The following is a 22,437-nucleotide window of genomic DNA, read 5'->3' as shown; positions in this document are numbered from 1 at the left end:
CCGAAGGGCGCGCGATGCTCGCGCGCATTTGGAAAACAGCGTCTGCCCAACCATGACCTCCCGCCCATGTGCGGCGCAGGCAGGCTGCTAAGCTCGGGGGCTTGAGCCCTGTTCCCCGGAGTCCGTCCCATGCGTCGCCGCGTCCTTGCCATCGCATCTTCCCTCGCCCTGCTCGCCGCCCCGGCCTTCGCGGCGACCGGCACCACCACCCTGCCGCCGAAGTCGCTGGCCACGGCCGCGGAACTGCGCGAGCAGGCCCTGAAGGACGACACCGGCTGGAAGGTGGTCGAATCGCTGACGACCGAGATCGGTCCGCGCATCGCCGGCGGCGAAGCCGATGCCCGTGCGGTGGCCTGGGCCGAAGCCAAGTTCAAGGCACTGGGCTTCGACAAGGTATGGAAGGAACCGGTGACGTTCCCCAAGTGGGAACGCCGCAGTGAACAGGCCCACGTGGTCGGCAAGCACGCCCAACCGCTGACGATCACCGCGCTGGGCGGCAGCCCGGGCGGTACGGTGGAGGCCGAGGTGGTGCGCTTCGCCGACCTGGCCGCGCTGCAGGCCGCGCCCGAAGGTTCGCTGAAGGGCAAGATCGCCTTCGTCGATTACCAGATGACCGCTTACCGCGATGGCCGCGACTACGGCAAGGGCGGCGCGGTGCGCAGCAAGGGCCCGTCCGAGGCGATCCGCAAGGGTGCCGTAGGCTTCGTGATGCGTTCGGCCGGTACCGATTCCCACCGCGTGCCGCATACCGGCATCACCCGTTTCGATGATGGCCTGACGCCGGTGCCGTCTGCCGCACTGTCGGTGCCGGATGCGAACCAGCTGGCGCGGCTGGTGGCACTGGGCCCGACCACGATCAAACTGAGCCTCGATTGCGGCTGGGATGGCACGGCCACCTCGTACAACGTGATCGGTGAAATCACCGGGCGCAGCCTGCCCAAGGAAGTGGTGGTGATCGGCGGTCATCTCGATTCCTGGGACCTGGGCACCGGCGCGATCGACGACGGCGCCGGCGTGGCGCTGACGATGGCCGCCGGGCATCTGATCGGCGAGCTCAAGCAGGCACCGAAGCGCACCATCCGCGTGGTGGCGTTCGCCAATGAAGAGCAGGGCCTGTATGGCGGCAAGGCCTACGCCGAGGCGCATGCCAAGGATGTGGTGCTGCACCAGCTGGCCGCCGAGAGTGATTTCGGTGCCGGCCGCATCTATGCGTTCAACACCGGCTCGCCGAACCCGGCGCATTCGCGCGAGGCGACCCGGCAGATTGCCGAAGTGCTGAAGCCGCTGGGCATCGAGTACGTCGCGGACAAGGGCGGCCCGGGTCCGGACGTGGGTCCGCTGGCGGCCAAGGGTGGCGCGTGGGCGTGGCTGGCGCAGGACGGAACCGACTACTTCAACCTGCACCACACCGCCGACGACACGCTGGACAAGATCGACCCGGCGGCATTGGCGCAGAACGTGGCCGCGTATGCGGTGTTTGCCTATCTGGCGGCGGAAGCGGATGGCAACTTCGGCAGCGAAGCCAAGGCGACCACGCCGCCCAACGAGTGAAAGCGCGAAGCGCTGTCACTCGGCAGAGCGGGTAACGATGCGGTAGAGCGGCGGTAGAGCGGACTGTTAGTCCGCTGGCTCCGAAGCAGCCGTCTAACAGACGGCTCTACCGCACATCTGAAGCAGCCGTCTAACAGACGGCTCTACCGCACATCTGAAGCAGCCGTCTAACAGACGGCTCTACCGCCGCTCGGTTGCCGGGACCGCGCTTGTCCACACGCAGGTGGTGGGCCGTTGCGGTGGCTCGGGGCGGTACACCGGGTCCCTGCCCGCTTTGCGGCTCGCCTCATAGTCGCGCAATGCCGCCAACGCCGGCTTCTGCAGCAGCAGCAACGCGACGATGTTGAGCCAGCTCATCAGCCCCACGCCGATGTCGCCCAGCGACCAGGCCACGGTGGCGGTGTTCAACGCCGAATACAGCAGGGCGCCGATAAAGCCCAACCGGAACAGCATCATCGCCAACCACGAGGGACGGTTGCGGCCCAGATACACCACGTTGGTCTCGGCGGTGTAGTACAGCGCCAAAATAGTGGTGAACGCGAACGGCAGGATCGCCAGGGCGATGAAGGACTTGCCGAACCCGGGCAACACCGATTCCACCGCGTGCTGCACGAACGCCGGGCCTGCCTCCAACGCCGGTACGTTCGCCACCAGCCACTGCGACGGCGCGGACGGGTCATACACGTTGTAGGTGCCGGTGGAGAGGATCAGGAACGCGGTAGCGCTGCACACCACCATGGTGTCGATGTAGACCGAGCACGCCTGCACCAGCCCCTGCTTGACCGGGTGCGAGACCTCTGCTGCCGCCGCCGGATGTGCACCGGTGCCCTGCCCCGCTTCATTGGACATCACGCCACGGCGCACGCCCCACTGGATCGCGGTGCCGATCATGGCGCCGAACGCCGCATCCTGACCGAACGCACTGCGCATGATGAGGGCAAGCATTTCCGGCACGGCGTCCAGGTTGAGCACCATCACCAGGCCGGCCACCAGCAGGTAGGCCAATGCCATGAACGGCACGATCACCTGGGCGACCTGTGCGATGCGACGCACGCCACCGAAGATCACCAGTGCCACCACCATGCCGATAGCGGCGGCGCTGACCCAGCCGGGAATGGCCCAGGCTTCGTCGAGTGCACTGACGATGGCGTTGGATTGGGTACCCGGCAGCATCAAGCCACACCCGACCACGGTACTCAGCGCGAACACCACGGCATACCAGCGCTGCCCCAGGCCCTTTTCGATGTAATAGGCCGGGCCACCGCGGTACATGCCGGCACTGTCGCGCTCTTTGTAGATCTGCGCGAGCGTGGATTCGACGAAGGCGCTGGAGGCGCCGAGGAAGGCAACGACCCACATCCAGAAGATCGCGCCGGGTCCGCCGTAGGCGATGGCGATCGCCACACCGGCGATGTTACCTACGCCCACACGACTGGACAGCGACATGCTCAGTGCCTGGAACGAAGACACCCCGGATGCGGAACTGCGGCCCTGGAACATGAGCCTGAGCATGTCCGGCAATCCCCGCAGCTGGATGAAGCGGGTGCGTACGCTGAAGTACAGGCCGGCCACCAGACACAGGGTGACCAGCATGGGGCTCCACACGATGCCCAGAATGCGGGCGACGATCTCTTCGAGGTTCATGATCCACTCCCTGCCGGCATCAGAAGAACATCCCCAAGGCAACCTGCGGATTGATGTAACTGCCGGTGTTGCGACCGGCGACGGTGAATTCGACGCCGGCAATCAGGCCCACGTTCGGGCTGAAGTGGTATTCCACGGCAGGCGCGAGCGTGAGGTTGCGGCTGCCTGGCAGGCGCAGGTCGATGCGCTGCGCCGCGCCGTCTTCGCCGGGGGCGTAGCCGCTGAGCTGGCGATCGCTCTGCCGGCTGGCCGCGAATTCAAACACGCCGACCCAGCGCGAATTGAAGCTGTACTCGGCCGCCGCGGAAATGCCCAGCAGCGAACCGGGCGCGATGTTGCCGCGGAATCCGTGCGGGGTGCCGTATACGCTGGAATCGTTGAGCGCCACACGCGCCGGCGCCGGGCTGGCACTTAGCTGACCCCGCCAACGCAGCGGGCGCCCATTGGGCAGCCACACCACCTGCTGCATGCCCAGCCCGAAGGTGGTGCGCTGCACGCCGTCGCCCTGCGCGTTGAGGGGGTTGCCGTCGATGCGGTCATAGCTGCCGGTGGCATAACGCTGGCTCAGCGACACCGCAATGGCCGGGCGCGTGCCGTCTTCGTTGGGCGCCTGCAGCAGGTACTGCACCTGCGCGGTGGTGTCGCCGGCGCGGAACCCGCGGCTGCGCGCGTCGCCGGTTTCAGCGCGCGCGGCGCTGAGGTTGATCTGGGCGGTGACGTGCTGGCCCAGCCCGTAGGCGATTGGCAGCACGGTTACCCAGGCACTGCTGCGTTCGCCGCTGTCGTGGCGGCGCCCGTCATCGTCGTAGTAGCTGTCGCTGTTGACGCGGATCAGATAGGGCTCGACATAGGCGTTGCCCTTGGGCATGCCAGCCGGGTTCGGGGTAATCAACGGACCGGTGAAGTTGACACCGTCCAGGCTGTGCTCGGCGGCGCCGGCGAGTGCAGGCATGCACAGGCCGGCGATCAGGGCGATGGAAATCAGGCGTGGGGAACGCAGCGCATGGGGTGACATGTAGAGCTTCCTTGGTAGCAGTAGTGATGCGGCAGAACAAGCCGCCGCACAGGCAATCTGCACAGGAAGCACGCAAGGAAAAATCAGCAAATTCCGCGACTATTCGAATCTGTGCGCGGAGGCACCCACATACGAGCGCATCACGCCAAACGTTGTCGCGACGAGACAGGACGTCCCGCCACCTCGGAGTTCTTTCAATCGGCGTGAGCGCTGCACAAAAAAAAAGCCCGGCCATCAATGGCCGGGCTACCGGGATTCATCACACCCCACGCGGTGAGCGACACGGACTGACCGTGATCCGGACAACGGCGCCGCACTGGGTGGGTGTCTCTCCTCACCTACACAGTACAGCGCCGCTTTGCACTGTGACGCAGCGCTAAGGCTACGCACTATGCGAAAAATCCGAATCGACTGTAAGCACCGCTCCATTGGAGAAGTCGATCACATCGCGTAGGGCAGCGCTTGCATGCGTCACCCCGATCAAGCGCACAACGACCAACGGTCGTTGCCTACCGCTGTGCGTACCAATGCGACAACAACACCGCCGTTGCCGATGCCACGTTGAGGCTTTCCACCGCACCCGTGCCGGGAATGGACACCTGCAGATCGCAGGTCTGCGCGAGCGCGCGATCCATGCCTTCGCCTTCGGCGCCCATCACGTACACCAGCCGCGCCGGCAACGTGCTCTTGAACAGATCCGCGCCGCCTTCCACCAGCGTTGCGGCCAGGCCGAAGTCAGCGTCACGCAGTGCCTGCATGGCCTGCGGCAGTGCCGGCAGCCGCACCAGCGGCACCGCCTCGGCGCCACCTTCGGCCACGCGCGCGGCGGCGCCGGACAGGGCCAGGGTGGAATCGGGCGGCAGCAGCAGACCGGCCACGCCGAAATGCGCCGCCGAGCGCAGGATGGCGCCGAAATTGTGCGGGTTGCCCACGCCATCCAGCCACAGCGCCAGCGCCGGCTTGTCGGCCGGCAGCGCGGCCAGCCACTCGTCCAGCGCGATCATCGGCGCGCGCAGCACGTCGGCCACCACGCCTTCGTGGTGGGTGGTGGCGGCCAGCTTGTTGAGGTCGCCTTCCTCCACCACCCGGTAGCCCACGCGGTTGGCCACGCACCACTTCAGCAGCGGCTGCAGGCGCGGGATGAGTTCTTCGGCCAGGTACAGCTTGCGCAGGGCCTGCGGGCGGCGCTCAAACAGCGACTGCACGGCATTCCAGCCGTACAGACGCAGCTCGTCGTTGCCGCGCCCCGGCGGTGGCGGGGTGCCGCCTTCGCGCGGCGGCAGCGGGGTGGCCCGCGGCGGTCGCGCGGACGGCCGGCGGGCATTCTTCCAGGGATCATTCACTACGGGCTTGCTCCAGCTTGCGATGACGCCAGAAATCGGCGTTCTTGATGCCCAATGCATCGGGGTCGAAGGTCGGATCCAGGCCGAGCTTCTTCTGACGTTCGTAGTCGCGCAGCGCGAGCATGGCCGGCTTCTGCACGATCAGGATGGCGACGATGTTCAACCAGGCCATCAGGCCCACGCCGATGTCGCCCAGCGCCCAGGCCATCTTGGCGTTGTGGAAGGCGCCGAACACCACCATGGCGATGATGCCCAGGCGCAGCGCCAGCACCGTCAACGGCCGCTTGCGGTTGTGGTTGAGGTAGCTGAGGTTGGTCTCGGCCATGTAGTAGTAGGCCATGATGGTGGTGAACGCGAAGAAGAAGATCGCGATGGCCACGAAGCCCGAACCCCAGCCCGGCAGCACGGTTTCCACCGCCGCCTGGGCGTAGCCCGCGCCTTCGGCCACACCGGCCAGGCCGGCGAACACCGGCTCGGCACCGGCCACGGGCGAGTACACGTTGTAGGTGCCGGCGGCCAGGATCAGGAACGCGGTGGCGGTGCACACCATCATGGTGTCGAAGTAGATCGCAAAGGCCTGCACGTAACCCTGTTTGGCCGGGTGCGAGACTTCCGAGGCGGCCGCCGCATGCGGGCCGGTACCCTGGCCGGCTTCATTGGCATAGATGCCGCGCTTGACGCCCCACTCCACCGCCAGGCCCATCATGGCGCCGAACGCCGCATGCGCGCCGAACGCACTGCTGAACACGGTGCGGAACATGTCCGGCACGCGCTCATAGTTGAGGATCATGATGACGATGGCCATCAGGATGAAGCCTGCGGCCATGAACGGCACCACCACTTCGGCGAAGTTGGCGATGCGCTTGACGCCGCCGAAGATCACCACGCCCAGCAGCAGGGCCACCACGATGCCGATGCCCAGCTTGAGCGCCTGCACCGATTCCATGCCCATGAATTGGCCGTCCAGCGGACCGCACAGGGCGCCGCCGCGGCAGGAATTGATGATGCTGTCGGCAATGGCATTGGCCTGCACGCCCGGCATCAGGAAGCCGGCGGCCACAATGGTGGCCATGGCGAAGGCCATCGCGTACCACTTCAGGCCCATCGCCTTTTCGATGTAGTACGCCGGGCCGCCACGGTAGCGGCCTTCGGCGTCCTTGACCTTGTAGATCTGCGCCAGGGTGCACTCGACATACGAGGTCGACGCGCCGAGGAAGCCCATGACCCACATCCAGAAGATCGCGCCGGGACCGCCGAAGGCGATCGCGGTGGCCACACCGGCGATGTTGCCGATGCCCATGCGGCCGGCCATGGACATGGCCAGTGCCTGGAACGATGACACACCAGCCTCGGACTTTTCGCCCTGCACGGTGAGGCGGCACATTTCGACGAAGCCGCGCAGCTGCATGAAGCGGGTGCGCACACTGAAATACAGGCCGGCCGCCAGGCACAGGAAAATCAGTGCCTTGCTCCAGATGATGCCATTGATGAAATCAACTACTGCTTCCACGCGCTCTCTCCAGTCGGCGGAAAATGAAGGACGTCCCGTCGGCTGGAAGGGACCGGTTCGATTCTCCATCATCGAGCGCCAGCCCGATAGGGCCGATCTCTTGCGCGGCCCTCAGGGCAGCCGGTCACGCACGCGGGCAAACCGCCGCAGATCGTGCAGCTCCCCGCGCTTGAACACGGCGCAGCGGGCGGTGCCCTCTTCCTGGAAGCCGTTGCCCAGCAGCACCTTGGCCGAGCCTTCGTTGAAACCCAGCACCTCGGCCTGCAGCCTGAACAGGCGCAGTTCGTCCATGGCCCACGGCGCGAACAGCCCCACCACGCGTGACATCCAGCCCTGCCCCCAATAGGCCTGGCCCAGCCAATAGCCCAGTTCGGCCGTGTGCCCACGCTCGGCCACGCCCGGCTGCGCCCCGATGCTGCCGCAGGCGGCACCGTCGATCTCGATGGCCAGGCTCAGCGTGCCCGGGGCCAGGATGCGGCCGCCGAGGAAGGCTTCGCCGTCTTCACGCGTATACGGAAACGGGAAGCGGTCACGCAGGCCGCGCGAAACCGCCTCGTCGTTGGCATGCCGCAACAAGGCGTCCAGATCGTCGCTGCGCCAGGGGCGCAGCACGAATCCGTCGCCTTGCAGCCGCGGCGACCGGTCAGGCATGTCCGCCTACGGAAGGCGTATCGGCTTCCTGCTTCTCCAGCTCGCGGGCCACGGCTTCCGGCGAGCGCGTGTACGGCGCCAGCAGCGCATAGAACGCCGGCACCACGAACAGCGACAGGAAGGTGGACACGGTGACGCCGAAGATCACCACGATACCGATGGTGCCACGGCTGGCCGAGCCCGGGCCGCCGGCGACCACCAGCGGGATCGCGCCGACCACCGTGGCAATCGAGGTCATCAGGATCGGACGCAGGCGCACCATCGCCGATTCGACGATGGCGCGGTGCACGTCGCGCCCTTCATCGCGCAGCTGGTTGGCGAATTCGACGATCAGGATGCCGTTCTTCGCCGCCAGGCCGACCAGCATGACAATGCCGATCTGACTGAACAGGTTGATGGTCCCCCCGCTGACGTACAGGCCCAGCAGCGCGCCGAGCACGCCCAGCGGCACGGTGAGCATGATCACCAGCGGATGGATGAAGCTCTCGAACTGCGCGGCCAGCACCAGGTACACCACCAGCAGCGCCATGGCGAAGGTGAGCAGCACGGCGCTGCCGGCGTTCTGGTATTCGCGCGATTCGCCCTTCCAGTCGATCTGCGCGTGCTGCGGCAGTTCCTCGCGCGCGGTCTGCTGGGCCCAGGCGATGGCCTCGCCCAACGGGTAGCCCGGCGCCAGGCCGGCGCTGATGGTGATCGAGCGCAGGCGGTTGAAGCGGTTGAGGTTGCCGGCCTCGGCCACTTCGCTGAGCGTGACGAGGTTGGACAGCGGCACCAGTTCGCCGTTGGTGGCGCGCACGCGGATGGCGGCGAGGTCGTCCGGCGTGGCGCGGCCTTCGCGACCGGCCTGCACCAGCACGTCGTACTCCTCGCCGTTGTCGACGAAGGTGGTGACGCGGCGCGAGCCCATCATGGTTTCCAGCGCTGAGCCAATCGCGGTGACCGACACGCCCAGGTCGGCCGCACGCTGGCGGTCGATGTTCACCCGCATCTGCGGCCGGGTTTCCTTGTAGTCCGAATCGGGACCGACCAGGCCGGGGTTGTCGGCCATGCGCGCCAGCATGCGGTCGCGCCACTGCGCGATCTCGGCGTACTCGGGCCCGCCCAGCACGATCTGGAACGGCTGCCCCTGGCTGCGCACCAGGCCGCCACCGACCTGGGTGCGCACGCGCACGCCACGGATGCCATCCAGATCCTTCTGCAGTTCGGCGGCCACTTCCGGGGTGGCGGTGGTGCGTTCGCGCCACGGCTGCAGGAACACGCTGATGCGGCCGGTGTGCATTTCTTCGCTTGCGCCGAAGCCACCGGGCACGCGCGGGTTGGCGCGCACGATCGGTTTGTCGTCGCCGACGTAGCCGGCCACGATCTTCTCCACCTGCTGCACCTGGCCGACGGTGTAGTCGTAGCCGGCGCCTTCGGGGCCGTCGATCATGATCTGGAACGAACCACGGTCTTCTGCCGGGGCCAGTTCGGAGGGCAGCACCTTGAGCAGCAGCGCGCTGGCGGCCAGCGACAGCAGCATCACCACCGCGTAGATCCAGGTCTTGCCCACGTGCTTGTCGAGCACGCGACCATACGCGGCGGAGACGCGATCCAGATTGCGGTTGATCAGCCCGTGCAGGCCCTTTGGCGGCTGGCCGGTATGCGGCTTGAGCAGCTTGGAGGCCATCATCGGGGTGAGCGTCAGCGACACGAACGCCGACAGCGCCACGGCGGCGGCCAGGGCGACGGCCAGTTCGCGGAACAGGCGGCCGGTGTTGCCCTCCAGGAAGCCGACCGGCAGGAACACGGCGACCAGTACGGCGGTGGTGGCGATGACCGCGAAGGCGACCTGCGCGGTACCGCGCTTGGAGGCCACCAGTGGCGGCTCGCCCAGATCGATGCGGCGCTGCACGTTTTCGACCACCACGATGGCATCGTCCACCACCAGGCCAATACACAGCACCAGCGCCAGCAGGGTGAGCAGGTTGATCGAGAAGCCGAAGGCATACAGCGCGATGAACGCGGCGACCAGGCAGACCGGCACGGTCACGGCCGGAATCAGCGCGGCGCGGAAGCTGCCCAGGAACAGCCAGATCACCACCAGCACCAGCAGCATGGCTTCCACCAGCGTGGCGTACACACGGTCCACGGCCGCTTCAATGAAGGTGGTGTTGTCGAAGGCCACGAAGATGTGGGTGCCTTCGGGCAGGGTCTGCCCTACCCGCTCGGCCTCGGCGCGCGCGACGCGGGCGACGTCCAGCGAGTTGGCGGTGGAGGTCTTGACGATGCCCAGGCCGATGCCCGGCTCGCCGTTGCTGCGGTAGTACGCGCGGCGCTCGGACGAGGCCAGCTCGATCTTCGCCACGTCGCCCATGCGCACGACGTAGCCGTCGGCGCCCTTGCCCAGCGGGATGGTCGCGAAGTCTTCCGGCTTCACGTAGTTGCGTTCCACGCGCAGGGTGAAGTCGCGGTCCGCCGATTCGATGCGGCCGGCCGGCAGTTCGACGTTCTCGTTGCGCAGCGCGGTTTCGACATCGCCAACGGTGAGGCCGCGCGCGGCGAGCTGGTCGCGATCCAGCCAGATGCGCATGGCGTAGCGCTGGCGGCCGCCGATGCGGACCTGGGCGACGCCGTCGAGGCTCGAGAACCGGTCCACCACGTAGCGGTCGGCGTAGTCGCTCAGCTCCAGCGTGTCCATGCTGGAGGAGGTCATGTTGAACCAGATGATCGGGTCGGCGTCGCTCTCGACCTTGGCGATTTCCGGCGGCCGCGCCTCTTCCGGCATGCGGTCGGCCACGCGGCTGACGGCATCGCGCACGTCGTTGGCGGCGGCTTCGATGTCGCGGTTGGAGGTGAATTCGATGCTGACCTGGGCGCGGCCGTTGGAGCTGCGCGCGTTGATGGTGTCGATGCCTTCGATGCCGGCCAGGGCGTCTTCCAGCACCTGGGTGATGCGGCTCTCGATGACGGCCGCGGAGGCACCGGTGTAGTCGACCGAGACCGAGACGATCGGCGGGTCGATCGCCGGCAGCTCGCGCAGGGTCAGGCGGGTGAACGACATGATGCCCAGCACGACCAGCAGCAGGCTCATCACCACGGCGAACACCGGCCGCTGGATGGAAATGTTGGAGAGCTTCATCCGGTGGTGCCGCTCGGGGCCACGGCGGCGGTCGCGCCGGTCGGGGCGCGGGTGGTGCCTGCAGGTGCGGGGTCAGTGGCCTTTTCAGCCGGCGCATCGGCCGGGGGTGTCGCAGGCGACGCGGCAGGCGCTGGGGCCGACGGGGTGGCTGCCGGCGCAGCGCTGTCATTGACCTTCAGGCCGGGACGCAGCTTGCCGGTGCCGTCGACGACGATGCGCTCGCCGGCCTTGAGCCCTTCGCGGATTTCGACCACGCCGGAACGGCGCGCGCCGCTGACCACGTCCAGCCGCTCCACGGTGTGGTCGGGCTTGACGCGGAACACGTACGAGTCACGCCCCACCTGGACCACGGCGATCTCGGGAATCACCACGGCCTGGCGCTCGGGGCGGAACATGCGCACGTCGAGCAGCATGCCCGGGCGCAGCGCGTGGTCGGCGTTGATGAAGTCGGCGCGCACGGTCACGGCGCGGGTGCCCGGATCGACACGGGTGTCGATGGTGGCCACCTCGCCCTCGAAGGTGCGGCCCGGGTAGGCCACGCTGGTGGCGCTGACCTTGTCACCCTTGGACAGCGAGGCCAGTTCCGCCTCGGGCACCTGGAAGTCGACGTGCATGCGCTCGATGTCGTCGAGGGTGGCGATGACGGTGGTCGGCGTGACCAGCGACCCTTCGCTGACCTGGCGGATGCCGAGCACCCCGGCGAACGGCGCGCGGACCCGGCGGTCGCCGATGTCCGACTGCATTTCGCGCACGCGGGCGTCGGCGGCATCGCGGATGGCGCGCTGGGTGTCGAGGGTGGCGCTGGCAACGAGCTGCTGGGCGGCCAGTTCACGCTGGCGCTTGTAGAGCTGGTCGGCCTCGGCGAAGGTGGCCTGGGCCTGCAGCAGGGCGGCCTCCTGGGCCTGGCCGCGCAGCGTGACCAGCGGCGTGCCGGCCGACACCTGCTGGCCGCTTTCGAAGTGCACGGTCTCGATGATCTCGCTGACCTTGGCGGTGATGGTGACCGACTCACGCGCCTTGGCCGTGCCGAGCGCCTGCAGGGTGTCGCTCCATGCGGAGGTCTGCACCACCTGGGTGGTCACCGGCACGACGTCGGCCTGCCGACGGCCGGCTTGCTGCTTGCCGCCACACCCGGCCAGGATGACCAGGCCGAGGCCGGCAATGATGCGTGCGGTGATGCGTCCCGACATGAAGTACAACCCTTGATGTTCCACGACCGGCAAGTGTAGCCATCGCCTGCGTCAGACATATGTGCCAAGCGTTTACCGGCACCTTCACATCGCCGGGTGACGCGCGCAACCCCTTTCGTGCTGGGGCCTTTCCGCCATGTAACGGCGTATGTCAACGCATGTCGGTTTGCGTCGCGAACTGAAGGAAAAGCAGACACGCATGGCGTGTCCCTACGAAGCAATGAATGCCGTTGCCGTTGAATTACTGCGGCCACCGACCACGCGTCAAGGGGTCGGCGGGGGTGGGTTTGCGGGGGTGTGAGCCGCATGGGTCGGGCGCACGCGCCCGACGGGTTGGGCAGGAGCCCAACCCCGGTCTTGCCGTGTGCGCAGGACAGCGCACACGTGCAAGCGGCGACCAAGCCCCCATGGACGGGTTTACGGCGTCCCCCGCAAACCCGCCCCCGCCGGCCCAAAGCGCGATCAACACGCAGAGTGAGGCTGTTGATTTACGCGTCAATACCGGTAATTCACCTTCATCCAGACCGTGCGACCGGGTTCGTTGATGCGCACCGGATCGGCCGGGAAGCCGAAATCGGCGCTGCCTGCGAGGTTGAGATGCTCGCTGTAGGCACGGTCGAACAGGTTGTCGATGCCTGCGCTCAGCTGCAATGCGTCGCTGATCCGGTAGCCCGCATTGAGTGCCAGCGTGGCGAACCCGGCGCTCGGGCCCAGATCGCGGGCGACCACGTTGCCCTGCCCGGGCGCCACCCGGTTCTGGCGGGTCACCGCGCGGGCCAGCATGCCCGCACTCCAGCGCGCGCCTTCCCAGCCGCCGCTCAGGCGCGCTTCCAGCGGCGGCATCTGCGGCAGCGCGCCGCCGTCGCTGCGGTTCTCGCCCCAGGCATAGGCCAACGTACCACCCAGCTTCCAGCCGTCGCCCAGCGCGACCTCCGCACCGGCCTCGGCGCCGGCAATGCGCGCATCGGCATTGGTCGCCTGCGTGGTGCTGCCCATCATGCCGCCGTCGCGGTAAGTGAACAGGATGTAGTCCTGAATGCGTCCGGCATACGCCGACACCCATGCGTTTACCCGCGCATCGCGATACTGCAGGCCGATATCGAGCTGCGTGGTCTTCTCCGGTTGCACCGCGCTGAAGGCGTTGACGCTGCCGGCCGGCCCCATCGTCGGCGAGAACAGCTCCCAGTAGTCCGGCATGCGCTCGCTGTGGCCGACGCCGGCATACGTGGTCAACGTGCTGCTGACGTCGCGCTCGAACCGCAGGAAGCCGCTGCCCAGGTCTTCGCGGCGGCGCTGCCCTGCCGTGGGATTGGGCATCGCCATCATGCCGCTGGTCGCGCGCTCATCGGTCACCTCGGCACGGTCGATGCGCAGCCCGCCCACCCAGCGTTGCGGCGTGCCTTCGCCCAGCGTGAGTTCGGTGAACACGCCCTGGTTCTTCTGCCGTGCATCGGTCGACCAGGGCGTCTGCCGGTAGGTGTTGCGGCCCATGCCGTTGCGACTGCGGTGGCGGCTGTCCAACGCGTCCACACCGGCCACGACGGCGATGTCCTGCCAGCGCCATTCCGAGGCGATGCGGCCGCCGGTCGTGCGGCGGTCCACGTTCGCCGCCATCGGCATGGGCATGCTGCTGTCCGGATTCGGCGTGCGCAGCGTGTAATTGTCCATCACGTGGTCGGCATCGTTGTAGTACACGTTGGCCTGCAGCGTGTCCCACGCGCCGGGCAGGTTGTCGCGCTCGAAGCGTGCCGCGTAGCTGGTGCGCTTGAACGCCGCGCCGTCCATGCCGCGCCCGGCATACCGTGCGATCGCATCGCCGGTACCGGCCGACAGCTCCAGCACCGTATCGGCATCGGGCGTCCAGCCGACGGCCACGTCGCTGTTCCACTTGCGCCATTTCGACGGCACCACCTCGCCGTTGCCGTCCTTGTAGTCGTCGGCTTCGGAACGGTTGCCGTTGACCCGCACATAGCCCTGCGATGCACCGGCGGTCAGGTCCAGCACCTGGTCGTTGCGGTTGCGCGAGCCGACCAGCGCGCTGGCGTCCACATCGATTCCCGGCGCGTCGAAGCGCGGCGTATCGCGCTCGAAACGCACCGTGCCGGCCGACGCGCCGGCACCCCAACGCACGCTCTGCGGGCCCTTGATGATGGTCAGCCGGTCGAAGGTCTCCGGCGCGATGTAGGACAGCGGATTGTCCATCCGCGAGGGACAGGCACCGATGAGGTTGCCTTCATTGCTGACGATGTTCAGGCGCGAGCCGAACATGCCGCGCAGCACCGGGTCGCCGTTGGTGCCGCCATTGCGGATGGCCGCGAAGCCGGGCACGGTCTTGAGGTAGTCGGCACCGTCGCTGGCCGGTACGGGCTGGCGCGGCAGGCGGGGATCGGTCACCCAGTGCAGCGGTGACGACGGCGCGCTGGCGGTGACCACCAGAGTGTCGAGGGTGCGGGCATCGTCGCGCCCGGCGGCCTGCAGCGGCAGCGCCGCCAGCGCGAGCGAGAGGGAAACAGACAGGCGCGTCACTGCGCCCGCGCTGCGGGAAGAAAGCTTCATGGTGGAACTCCGGAAAACGCACAGGCGCGCGGCGCCATGACGGCGTCGCGCAGCAGGAAGACGAAGGGGCGGTTTCAGGCGTGAAGCGGGGGGCCACGTGCGGCGTGGGCGGGCCAGCGCAGGCTGCGCGGGAGGGCGACGGCGCGCAGCAGCGTCGGCGCGATCACCGGCAGCGCCGGCAACAACAGGATCAGCACCGCCAGCCACGGCATCAGCCGCGAGGCCATCATGCAGTACTCGCAGGCCTCGCCATGCCCGGCATGCGGGTCGACCGCTGCGGCGGGTGCGGCATGGTTCGCCGCAGCAGGTTCATCGGACATGTCATGCACCGACGCACCGTGCATCGCCATGTCATGCCCCGCCATCGCATGCGGGGTCATCTCATGGTGCGACATGCCGGCGCCGGCAGCCTCAACCGGCATCACATGGGCCATGCCACCGGGCATGAGCATCACCGGATCGCCGTGCGCCTGTTGCCAGCGGCTCACCAGTGGCGCCAGCGCCATCAGCAGCGTCGCCACGAAGGCGAGCTGCAGCAGGACGGCATACGGGCGGCGGCGGCGGTTCACCGTGCGATTGTAGCGGCGAGCCTTCGCCTGAACGGGCACGTGCGACCAAGCGTCGCAGGGGCGACGTGACGACCAACGGTCGTCACCTACCGGCATCCGCGCCGACATCGGTAGCGCCCGACCGTTGGTCGGGCGGCGTCAGACGGTGATGGTCTGCGTCAACGATTCCCACGTCGGCGGCAACGGCCAGTTGGCCTCCTGGTTGCCGTCGATCACCCGCCGCAGGTCGCGCGTGTCGATCTGCGGCGCCAGCACATGCACCAGCTCCAGCGCGTAGTCGCGCAGCACCCGGTCGCGCGGCAGCACGGCCCAGGCGATGCACTCATCGATCGGCGCCGGGGCCGGCCAGGAACGCAGGTCCTCGTCGCTGGCATTGACCGCCATCTCGGCCAGCAGGCCCACGCCGAGGCCGGTGCGCACGTAGGTCTTGATCAGGTCCGCATCCAGCGCGGTCAGCGCGATGTCGGGGGTCAGCCCGGAAGCCGCGAAGGCGCGCTGCAGCGAGGAACTGCCGCGCGTGGAGGATTCGTAGCTGATCAGCGGCTGGGTCGCCAGCGCCTGCAGGTCCGGTGCGGCGCCGGGGCGGTCCAGGACGTGCCCGCGCGGCACCAGCACCAGGCGGCGCCAGCGGTAGAGCGGAATGGCGATGCCCGCCGTGGGCTCGGCACCGGCCGTGCTGATGATGGCGATGTCGGCGTCGCCCTGGCTGAGCAGGTCCAGCGCGTCGCTTTCGGCGGCCTGCTGCAGGTGCACGCTGACCTGCGGGTAGGCCTGCTTGATGCGGGCCACCGCCGGCGGCAGCACGAACCGCGCCTGGGTGTGGGTGGTGGTCAGGACCAGCTGGCCCTGGCTCTCACGCCGCTGGTTGGCGGCGTAGGTGCGGATGTTGTTGGCCTCGGACAGCACCGCGCGGGCGCGCCCGATCACCTCCACCCCGGCCGGCGTCACCGCCTCCAGGCTCCTGCCTTTGCGCACGAACAGCAGGAACCCCAGTTCATCCTCCAGCTGCTTGAGCTGCTTGGACAGCCCGGGCTGGGTGGCGTGCACCCGCGAGGCCGCCAACGTGATGTTGAGCTCGGCGTCGGCGATGGCGACCAGGTAACGGAGTTGGGTCAGCGTCATGGGCGTGCGCACAGGCGAAGGGAGGGGCTACTGGACTGTAAGGCAGTTGCCGTCACCAGCTTATAACCAAATGTTGTTTATGAAGGTAATCAGGTCATTTCGCGCGCTCATATGCCGGCGCTACGGTCTGGCGGACGCCGCAGCCTGTCTGTGGCACACCTTCTATTTTCCCGTGGAGCATTCCCATGGCCTTGTATGACTCGATCCTGGACACCATCGGCAATACCCCGGTGGTGCGCCTGAACCGCCTCGCCCCCGACCACGTCACCCTGTATGCCAAGGTCGAATCGTTCAACCCCGGCGGCTCGGTGAAAGACCGCCTGGCGCTGGCCATCATCCTGGATGCCGAAGCCCGTGGCGTGCTCAAGCCGGGCGACACCATCGTGGAGGCGACCTCCGGCAACACCGGCGTGGCGCTGGCCATGGTGGCCGCCGCGCGTGGCTACAAGTTCGTGGCCACCATGGTGGAGACCTTCTCCATCGAGCGCCGCAAGCTGATGCGTGCCTACGGGGCGAAGGTGATCCTGACCCCGGCGGCCGAGCGCGGCTCGGGCATGGTCAAACGCGCCCGTGAGCTGGCCGAGGAACACGGCTGGTTCCTGGCCAGCCAGTTCACCAACCCGGCCAACCCGGCCTACCACCGCAATACGACGGCTGCGGAGATCCTGCGCGACTTCGCCGGCAAGCGGCTGGACTACTTCGTCACCGGCTGGGGCACCGGCGGCACCCTGACCGGCGTGGGTGAGGTGCTCAAGGTGGCCCGTCCGGACACGCGGATCATCGCCACCGAACCGGAGGGTGCGGCGCTGCTCGGCGGGGCCGAGTGGAAGCCGCACAAGATCCAGGGCTGGACCCCGGACTTCGTGCCGGAGGTGCTCAACCGGGGGGTCTACGATGAACTGCTGAGCATCGACGACGCCCGTGCGATCGAGACCTCGCGCCGGCTCGCCGCCGAGGAAGGCATCTTCGTGGGCATCTCGGCCGGCGCCACCGTGGCCAGCGCGCTGGACATCGCGGCCCGCGCCGCACCCGGCAGCGTGCTGCTGGCGATGCTGCCGGACACCGGCGAGCGCTACTTCTCCACCCCGCTGTTTGCCGACATCAACGAAGGCTCGGACGACGACTGGCTGGCCGGCCTGCCCTGACCGCTGCGTTGTTCCAGAAGACGGTGACGCCCACCCCTGCGGTGGGCGTCTGCGTTCAGGGGCCGCCTTCATCTGCCGTGAAGCCGGCGCGCCGCAAGGTGGGCGTGTCGTTCCAAGCCTGCCGGGTCGCATTGTCTGAGACGACGATGACGCAGCCTAGACTGCCTGCCCGGTACGGTGCAGGCAGGTGAGTGACATTCCGTTGCATGGACCGGGCATCAGAAGGAGCGGTACGCATGAAGATCGAAGTGTGGCAGGGCGACATCACGACCCTGGCGGTGGATGCGATCGTCAATGCGGCCAACGAGTCCCTGCTGGGTGGCGGGGGCGTTGACGGGGCGATCCATCGCGCCGCAGGCCCCCAGCTGCTGGCCGAATGCGAGGCATTGCCGCAGATTCGCGCCGGCGTGCGCTGCCCGACCGGCGAGGTACGCGCCACCGGCGCCTACAACCTGCCCGCCCGCCACGTGTTCCACACCGTGGGCCCGGTCTGGCAGGACGGCCATCGGGATGAACCGGCGCTGCTGGCCAACTGTTATTGGAAGTCGCTGCAGCTGGCCGAAAAGATGGACCTGCAGTCGATCGCCTTCCCGGCCATCAGCTGCGGCGTGTTCGGCTACCCGCTGCACCAGGCCGCGCTGATCGCCGCGACGGAAACCGTGGCCTGGCAACGTTCGCACCGCGAGCCGCGGCGGATCATCCTGGTGGCGTACAACGCAGCCACCTACAAGGCCTACCAGTCGGCACTGGCCGCGCAGGGCCAGCCCTTCGAGGCGACGCCGACGGCGTTCCTGCCCACGCTGGAAATGTCGCTGCCGCCAGCCGCGCTGGGGTAACCCTGCGCGGCGTTACGGGGCGGCGCTGTACACCCATTGCGCGAAGAACGGCTGCAATGAACGGCCCGCGCTTTTTTCCATCGCGCGCTGGAAATCGGCGGTCACCACACTCTGCCCGTCATGGTGGCGCGTGTAATCGCGGATACCGCGCCAAAAGACCTCCTCGCCCAGTTCGGCACGCAGCAGGTGCAGCACATACGCGCCCTTCTGGTAGACCACCGCCCGGTCGTCACCTGTAGGCGCACTCCAGCTGTCGTACACCAGCGCGTGATCGGCTCCCTTGGCACGCAGCGCCTCCAACCGGCTGCGCCAGCGCTGCACCTGCGCCTGATACGCGGCTTCGCCCTGCGACTGCTGCAGGTAGGCCGCGGTCATGAAGTTGGCGAACGCCTCGTTGAGCCAGAAGTGCTCCCAGCCGGCGCAGGTCACCCGGTTGCCCCACCACTGGTGTGCCGCCTCATGCGCGATCAACGCGACATGGTCGGGGTCATCCAGCACCTCCTGCCCATACGCTTCGGACATCAGCGACAGCCCGGCCATTTCCTGGCCGATGGTGTTGGCCACCAACGCCTGCTGGTAGTCGCCCCGATATGGCAGGCCGGCCCGTGCGGCGAAGAAATCGAGCATGCCGCCGGTGCGCGCGAAGATCGCCTGCAACTGTTCCGGCGAGCGCTCGGCGGACAGGAAGCGCAGCGCGATGCCCGCGTGTCTGGCCTGCGCCTGCTGGTAGCGCCCTGCGGCGAAGCCGTACACGTAGCCGGGCATCGGCGTATCCAGCTGCCAGCGGTGTTCGACCCGGCCATCGGCCAGGGTGCTCACCGGCAGCGCGCGTCCGGTGCCGGTGGCGAGCAGGCCCGCCGGCAGTGTCACCGACAGGCGCAAGGTTGCGCGCTCGTCCGGCGCGTCCACCGACGGCATCCACTGGCTGGTGGAGAAGATCGTGTAGACCTCGTCGCGCTCGGGGGCGAATTCGAGGCCGTACGGCGGGCTGCCGGTGTAGGTAAGCTGTAGCGTTGCGACCGCATCGCGTTTGAGGGGGTGGTCGAGGGTGATCTGCAGTTTTCCCTCGTGCTGTGCAAAGTGCTGCGGGCGGCCCTGGACGCTGATCGCGCTGACCTTGAGCTTGCCGCTGTCGAGCACGACCTCGGTCAATGCCGCGATTTCCGAGCGCAGCTGTATCGCTTGTGTGCCGGCCACCTGCTTGCCTGCGATGTCAGGGATGAGTGCGACGTCGTAATGCAGCACGTCGAAGCCCCGCGTGGCGGAGGCATGGGCCGCGCCTGAGGCGGACAAGAACAGCAGCAACATCCATTCCGCGCGCATGGTCATGAATTCCTGGTAGAGCCACGCCGTGCGTGGCTGCTCTTCGTTGGGCACCGCGAAGCCACGCATGGCGTGGCTCTACGGACGTGGGCACCGCGAAGCCACGCATGGCGTGGCTCTACGGGCGGGGCACATTGCGTGGCCGATGCAGAGCATATCGTGCAAAAAAAAACGCCGGCACTGGGCCGGCGTTTTTTCAGTGCATGCGAACGGCGTGGATCAGCCGTTCCACTTGCCCAGTGCGGCCTGGCCGTTTTCCTTGGCGCGGTCGTACACGGTCTGCTGCGCCTTGGCGACGTTGGCCTTGGTGTCCTTGGCCCACAGCTTCAGCGCGGCCTGCTGCATGGCGCGGCCGTAGGAGAAGCTCAGCGGCCACGGCAGGTTGCCCATCTGGTTCATGGCATTGAGGTGAGCAGTGGACTGCTCGTCGCCCTGGCCACCGGACAGGAACACCACGCCCGGCAGGATCGCCGGCACGGTGCTCTTGAGGCACATCACGGTCGACTCGGCCACTTCCTCGACGTCGGCCTGCTCATCGCAGCCCTTGCCCGAGATGACCATCGAGGCCTTCAGGATGGTGCCTTCCAGCAGCACGTTCTGCTGGTACAGCGCGTCGAACAGCGAACGCAGGGTGGCTTCGGTGACTTCGTAGCAGGTCTCGATGTCGTGGTCGCCGTCCATGATCACTTCCGGCTCGACCATCGGCACCAGGCCGCATTCCTGGCACAGGGCCGCATAGCGGGCCAGCGCGTGCGCGTTGGACTCGATGCAGGTGCCCGACGGGATGCTTTCGCCGATGTTGATGACCGCACGCCACTTGGCGAAACGCGCACCCAGCTTGTAGTACTCCTGCAGGCGCTCACGCAGGCCGTCGAGGCCTTCGGTGACCAGCTCGCCCGGGCAGCCGGCCAGCGGGTGGGCGCCCTTGTCGACCTTGATGCCCGGAATCATGCCGTTGTCGGCCATGTACTTGGCGAACGGCACGCCGTCCTTGGTGGACTGGCGGATGGTTTCGTCGTACAGGATCGCGCCGGAGATGTGCTCGTTCAGCTTCGGCGTGGTGAGCAGCAGCTCGCGGTAGGCGCGACGGTTCTCTTCCGTATTCTCGATGCCCACGCTGGCGAAGCGCTTGGCGATGGTAGCGGTGGATTCGTCGATCGCGATGATGCCCTTGCCCGGGGCGACCATGGCCTGGGCGGTTTCGGCCAGCTGTTCGATGCTCATGTATTTCCTGTGGCGGGTGCGGGAAAACCGCAATTATAGACCCGCCGTTCCGTGAACTGGCCGTTCACGGATTTTGGAATCGCTTTCAGCCGGTCGCGCGCGCCGGGCAGAGCCCGGCGCTACGTCGTGGTCGGTCGCGATGCCGGGCAGAGCCCGGCAAATCCGATTACAGGTCGCCCAACCCGCTGGCGCGACCGTCTTCACCCACTTCCAGCAGTCGCAGGGTGTTGGTGGCGCCATGGGTTTCCATGTGCTCGCCGCTGGTGAACACCACGCGGTCACCGGCCTGCAGCTGGTTGGCTTCGACCAGCAGGCGGATGGCACCGCGCGCGGCTTCGCGCGGGGTGAAGCCACGGCTGTCGAAGTTGATCGGGAACACGTCGCGCATCAGCGCCATCTGCCGGCGCGCGCCGTCGTGGCGGGTCACGGCGAACACCGGGGCCGAGGCACGGAAGCGCGACAGGTAGCGGGCAGTGCCGCCGGATTCGGTCATGGCCACGATCGCGCGCACGCCCACGTGCTGGGACAGGAACATGGTGGCCATGGCGATGGCCTGGTCGGCACGTTCCAGGTTGCGCGGCGAGGCGCCGAAGTCGGTCTCGGTCTGGAACTGGCGCTCGGCACCCAGGCAGATGCGCGCCATGGCTTCCACGGCCTTCACCGGGTAGGCGCCGGCGGCGGTTTCGGCCGAGAGCATGACCGCATCGGTACCGTCGATGACCGAGTTGGCCACGTCCAGCACTTCGGCGCGGGTCGGGATCGGGCTTTCCACCATCGACTGCAGCATCTGGGTGGCGGTGATCACCACCTTGTTCTGCGCCAGCGAGGCCTTGATGATCTTCTTCTGCAGGCCCGGCAGCTCGGCATCGCCGATTTCCACGCCCAGGTCGCCACGCGCCACCATCACCACATCGCTGGCGTCGACGATCTCTTCCAGGTTCTCGATGGCCTCGGTGCGCTCGATCTTGGACACCAGCGCGGCATAGCAGCCGTGCGATTCGGCGATCGCGCGCGCATCGTTCATGTCCTGCGCATTGCGGCAGAACGAGACGGCGATGAAGTCCACGCCGATCTTGGCCACGATGCCGATCAGCTCTTTGTCGCGCTCGGTCAGCGCGCCCAGCGACAGGCCACCGCCCTGCTTGTTCAGGCCCTTGCGGTCGGACAGCGCGCCGTCGTTTAGCACGGTGTTGATGATGCGCTCGCCCTGCACTTCGATGACCTGCAGCTGCATCAGGCCGTCGTCGAGCAGCAGCACGTCACCGGCGACCACGTCCTGCGGCAGGCCCAGGTAGCTCACGCCCACCTGGGTGGTGTCACCCGGCGGCGGGTTGCTGGAGGCGACCAGGTCGAAGCGGTCGCCCGCCTTGAGGTAAATCTTGCCTTCAGTGAAGCGCTCGATGCGGATCTTCGGACCCGGCAGGTCGGCCAGGATGCCCACTTCCACACCCACCCGCTGCGCTGCGGCGCGCACGTCGGCGGCACGCTTGGCCTGGCCGGACGGATCGCCGTGGCTGAAATTCAGGCGCACCACGTTCACGCCGGCGCGGAACAGATCCTCCAGCACGCCCGGCGGGTCGGTTGCCGGTCCGAGGGTGGCAAGGATCTTCGTACGGCGCTGACGCTCAATCATGGTAAAT

General features: G+C 67.6%; 16 protein-coding genes. 3 read left to right on the top strand and 13 right to left on the bottom strand.

Annotated elements, in window-relative coordinates; all coding sequences use genetic code 11:
* The first annotated feature begins 129 nt into the window (after positions 1–129).
* Positions 130–1,551 carry a M20/M25/M40 family metallo-hydrolase gene (locus ACREPD_RS12785; protein WP_431599688.1) on the top strand — a complete coding sequence of 474 codons (1,422 nt, stop codon included), beginning with the start codon at positions 130–132 and terminating at the stop codon, positions 1,549–1,551.
* Between the two features lie 180 nt (positions 1,552–1,731).
* Here the strand turns inward: ACREPD_RS12785 and ACREPD_RS12780 are convergent, their stop codons facing one another.
* The 10 genes from ACREPD_RS12780 to ACREPD_RS12735 form a co-directional block, all read right to left on the bottom strand.
* Positions 1,732–3,195, bottom strand: coding sequence for an alanine/glycine:cation symporter family protein (locus ACREPD_RS12780; protein ID WP_431599687.1), 1,464 nt, complete (start codon positions 3,193–3,195; stop codon positions 1,732–1,734).
* Positions 3,196–3,214: 19 nt separating this feature from the next.
* Positions 3,215–4,210 (bottom strand): hypothetical protein, encoded by a 996-nt coding sequence (locus ACREPD_RS12775; RefSeq protein ID WP_431599686.1) that lies wholly within the window; start codon positions 4,208–4,210, stop codon positions 3,215–3,217.
* A 509-nt stretch (positions 4,211–4,719) separates the two neighbouring features.
* Positions 4,720–5,553, bottom strand: coding sequence for a TrmH family RNA methyltransferase (locus ACREPD_RS12770; RefSeq protein WP_431599685.1), 834 nt, complete (start codon positions 5,551–5,553; stop codon positions 4,720–4,722).
* A complete protein-coding gene (locus ACREPD_RS12765) occupies positions 5,546–7,063 on the bottom strand; it encodes an alanine/glycine:cation symporter family protein (RefSeq protein ID WP_431599684.1) in 1,518 nt (505 codons plus the stop codon). Before ACREPD_RS12765 ends, ACREPD_RS12770 begins: the two co-directional genes overlap by 8 nt.
* A 111-nt stretch (positions 7,064–7,174) precedes the next feature.
* Positions 7,175–7,714, bottom strand: coding sequence for a GNAT family N-acetyltransferase (locus ACREPD_RS12760; protein WP_431599683.1), 540 nt, complete (start codon positions 7,712–7,714; stop codon positions 7,175–7,177).
* Positions 7,707–10,832, bottom strand: coding sequence for an efflux RND transporter permease subunit (locus ACREPD_RS12755; protein ID WP_431599682.1), 3,126 nt, complete (start codon positions 10,830–10,832; stop codon positions 7,707–7,709). The genes ACREPD_RS12760 and ACREPD_RS12755 overlap by 8 nt, the downstream gene beginning before the upstream one ends.
* A complete protein-coding gene (locus ACREPD_RS12750) occupies positions 10,829–12,022 on the bottom strand; it encodes an efflux RND transporter periplasmic adaptor subunit (RefSeq protein ID WP_431599681.1) in 1,194 nt (397 codons plus the stop codon). Before ACREPD_RS12750 ends, ACREPD_RS12755 begins: the two co-directional genes overlap by 4 nt.
* A 495-nt stretch (positions 12,023–12,517) precedes the next feature.
* The gene (locus tag ACREPD_RS12745) at positions 12,518–14,578 is read right to left on the bottom strand and encodes a TonB-dependent copper receptor (RefSeq protein ID WP_431599680.1); all 2,061 of its coding nucleotides are present in this window, start codon (positions 14,576–14,578) and stop codon (positions 12,518–12,520) included.
* Between the two features lie 74 nt (positions 14,579–14,652).
* Positions 14,653–15,147 (bottom strand): DUF2946 family protein, encoded by a 495-nt coding sequence (locus tag ACREPD_RS12740; protein WP_431599679.1) that lies wholly within the window; start codon positions 15,145–15,147, stop codon positions 14,653–14,655.
* A gap of 138 nt (positions 15,148–15,285) precedes the next feature.
* Positions 15,286–16,269, bottom strand: a complete 984-nt coding sequence (locus ACREPD_RS12735; RefSeq protein WP_431599678.1) for a LysR family transcriptional regulator — start codon at positions 16,267–16,269, stop codon at positions 15,286–15,288.
* 185 nt (positions 16,270–16,454) lie between these two features.
* On the opposite strand from ACREPD_RS12735, the gene cysK reads away from it, so the two are divergent.
* Together cysK and ACREPD_RS12725 are read left to right on the top strand one after the other, a co-directional pair.
* Positions 16,455–17,414, top strand: a complete 960-nt coding sequence (gene cysK, locus ACREPD_RS12730) for a cysteine synthase A (protein ID WP_431599677.1) — start codon at positions 16,455–16,457, stop codon at positions 17,412–17,414.
* A 236-nt stretch (positions 17,415–17,650) separates the two neighbouring features.
* The gene (locus ACREPD_RS12725; protein WP_431599676.1) at positions 17,651–18,250 is read left to right on the top strand and encodes an O-acetyl-ADP-ribose deacetylase; all 600 of its coding nucleotides are present in this window, start codon (positions 17,651–17,653) and stop codon (positions 18,248–18,250) included.
* Positions 18,251–18,262: 12 nt separating this feature from the next.
* Here the strand turns inward: ACREPD_RS12725 and ACREPD_RS12720 are convergent, their stop codons facing one another.
* The 3 genes from ACREPD_RS12720 to pyk all read right to left on the bottom strand — a co-directional run bounded on the left by ACREPD_RS12720 (position 18,263) and on the right by pyk (position 22,430).
* Positions 18,263–19,642 (bottom strand): M1 family metallopeptidase, encoded by a 1,380-nt coding sequence (locus ACREPD_RS12720; RefSeq protein WP_431599675.1) that lies wholly within the window; start codon positions 19,640–19,642, stop codon positions 18,263–18,265.
* 150 nt (positions 19,643–19,792) lie between these two features.
* Entirely contained in the window at positions 19,793–20,797 is a 1,005-nt protein-coding gene (locus ACREPD_RS12715) for a class I fructose-bisphosphate aldolase (protein ID WP_421567496.1), read from the bottom strand.
* A gap of 166 nt (positions 20,798–20,963) precedes the next feature.
* Positions 20,964–22,430 carry a pyruvate kinase gene (gene pyk / locus ACREPD_RS12710; RefSeq protein WP_431599674.1) on the bottom strand — a complete coding sequence of 489 codons (1,467 nt, stop codon included), beginning with the start codon at positions 22,428–22,430 and terminating at the stop codon, positions 20,964–20,966.
* Positions 22,431–22,437 lie beyond the last annotated feature (7 nt).

The organism is Stenotrophomonas sp. (assembly GCF_050737075.1).
GTDB lineage: Bacteria > Pseudomonadota > Gammaproteobacteria > Xanthomonadales > Xanthomonadaceae > Stenotrophomonas.
The sequence above is the reverse complement of the archived record's forward strand: the minus strand, read 5'-3'. Positions and strand labels throughout refer to the sequence as shown.

Excerpts from the sequence above, each read along its gene's own strand:
- ACREPD_RS12780 (WP_431599687.1), bottom strand. The coding sequence starts at position 3,195 with ATGAACCTCGAAGAGATCGTCGCCCGCATTCTGGGCATCGTGTGGAGC.
- cysK (WP_431599677.1), top strand. The coding sequence starts at position 16,455 with ATGGCCTTGTATGACTCGATCCTGGACACCATCGGCAATACCCCGGTG.
- ACREPD_RS12775 (WP_431599686.1), bottom strand. The coding sequence starts at position 4,210 with ATGTCACCCCATGCGCTGCGTTCCCCACGCCTGATTTCCATCGCCCTG.
- ACREPD_RS12755 (WP_431599682.1), bottom strand. The coding sequence starts at position 10,832 with ATGAAGCTCTCCAACATTTCCATCCAGCGGCCGGTGTTCGCCGTGGTG.
- ACREPD_RS12750 (WP_431599681.1), bottom strand. The coding sequence starts at position 12,022 with ATGTCGGGACGCATCACCGCACGCATCATTGCCGGCCTCGGCCTGGTC.
- ACREPD_RS12785 (WP_431599688.1), top strand. The coding sequence starts at position 130 with ATGCGTCGCCGCGTCCTTGCCATCGCATCTTCCCTCGCCCTGCTCGCC.
- ACREPD_RS12720 (WP_431599675.1), bottom strand. The coding sequence starts at position 19,642 with ATGCGTGGCTTCGCGGTGCCCAACGAAGAGCAGCCACGCACGGCGTGG.
- ACREPD_RS12760 (WP_431599683.1), bottom strand. The coding sequence starts at position 7,714 with ATGCCTGACCGGTCGCCGCGGCTGCAAGGCGACGGATTCGTGCTGCGC.
- ACREPD_RS12735 (WP_431599678.1), bottom strand. The coding sequence starts at position 16,269 with ATGACGCTGACCCAACTCCGTTACCTGGTCGCCATCGCCGACGCCGAG.
- ACREPD_RS12715 (WP_421567496.1), bottom strand. The coding sequence starts at position 20,797 with ATGAGCATCGAACAGCTGGCCGAAACCGCCCAGGCCATGGTCGCCCCG.
- ACREPD_RS12725 (WP_431599676.1), top strand. The coding sequence starts at position 17,651 with ATGAAGATCGAAGTGTGGCAGGGCGACATCACGACCCTGGCGGTGGAT.
- ACREPD_RS12745 (WP_431599680.1), bottom strand. The coding sequence starts at position 14,578 with ATGAAGCTTTCTTCCCGCAGCGCGGGCGCAGTGACGCGCCTGTCTGTT.
- pyk (WP_431599674.1), bottom strand. The coding sequence starts at position 22,430 with ATGATTGAGCGTCAGCGCCGTACGAAGATCCTTGCCACCCTCGGACCG.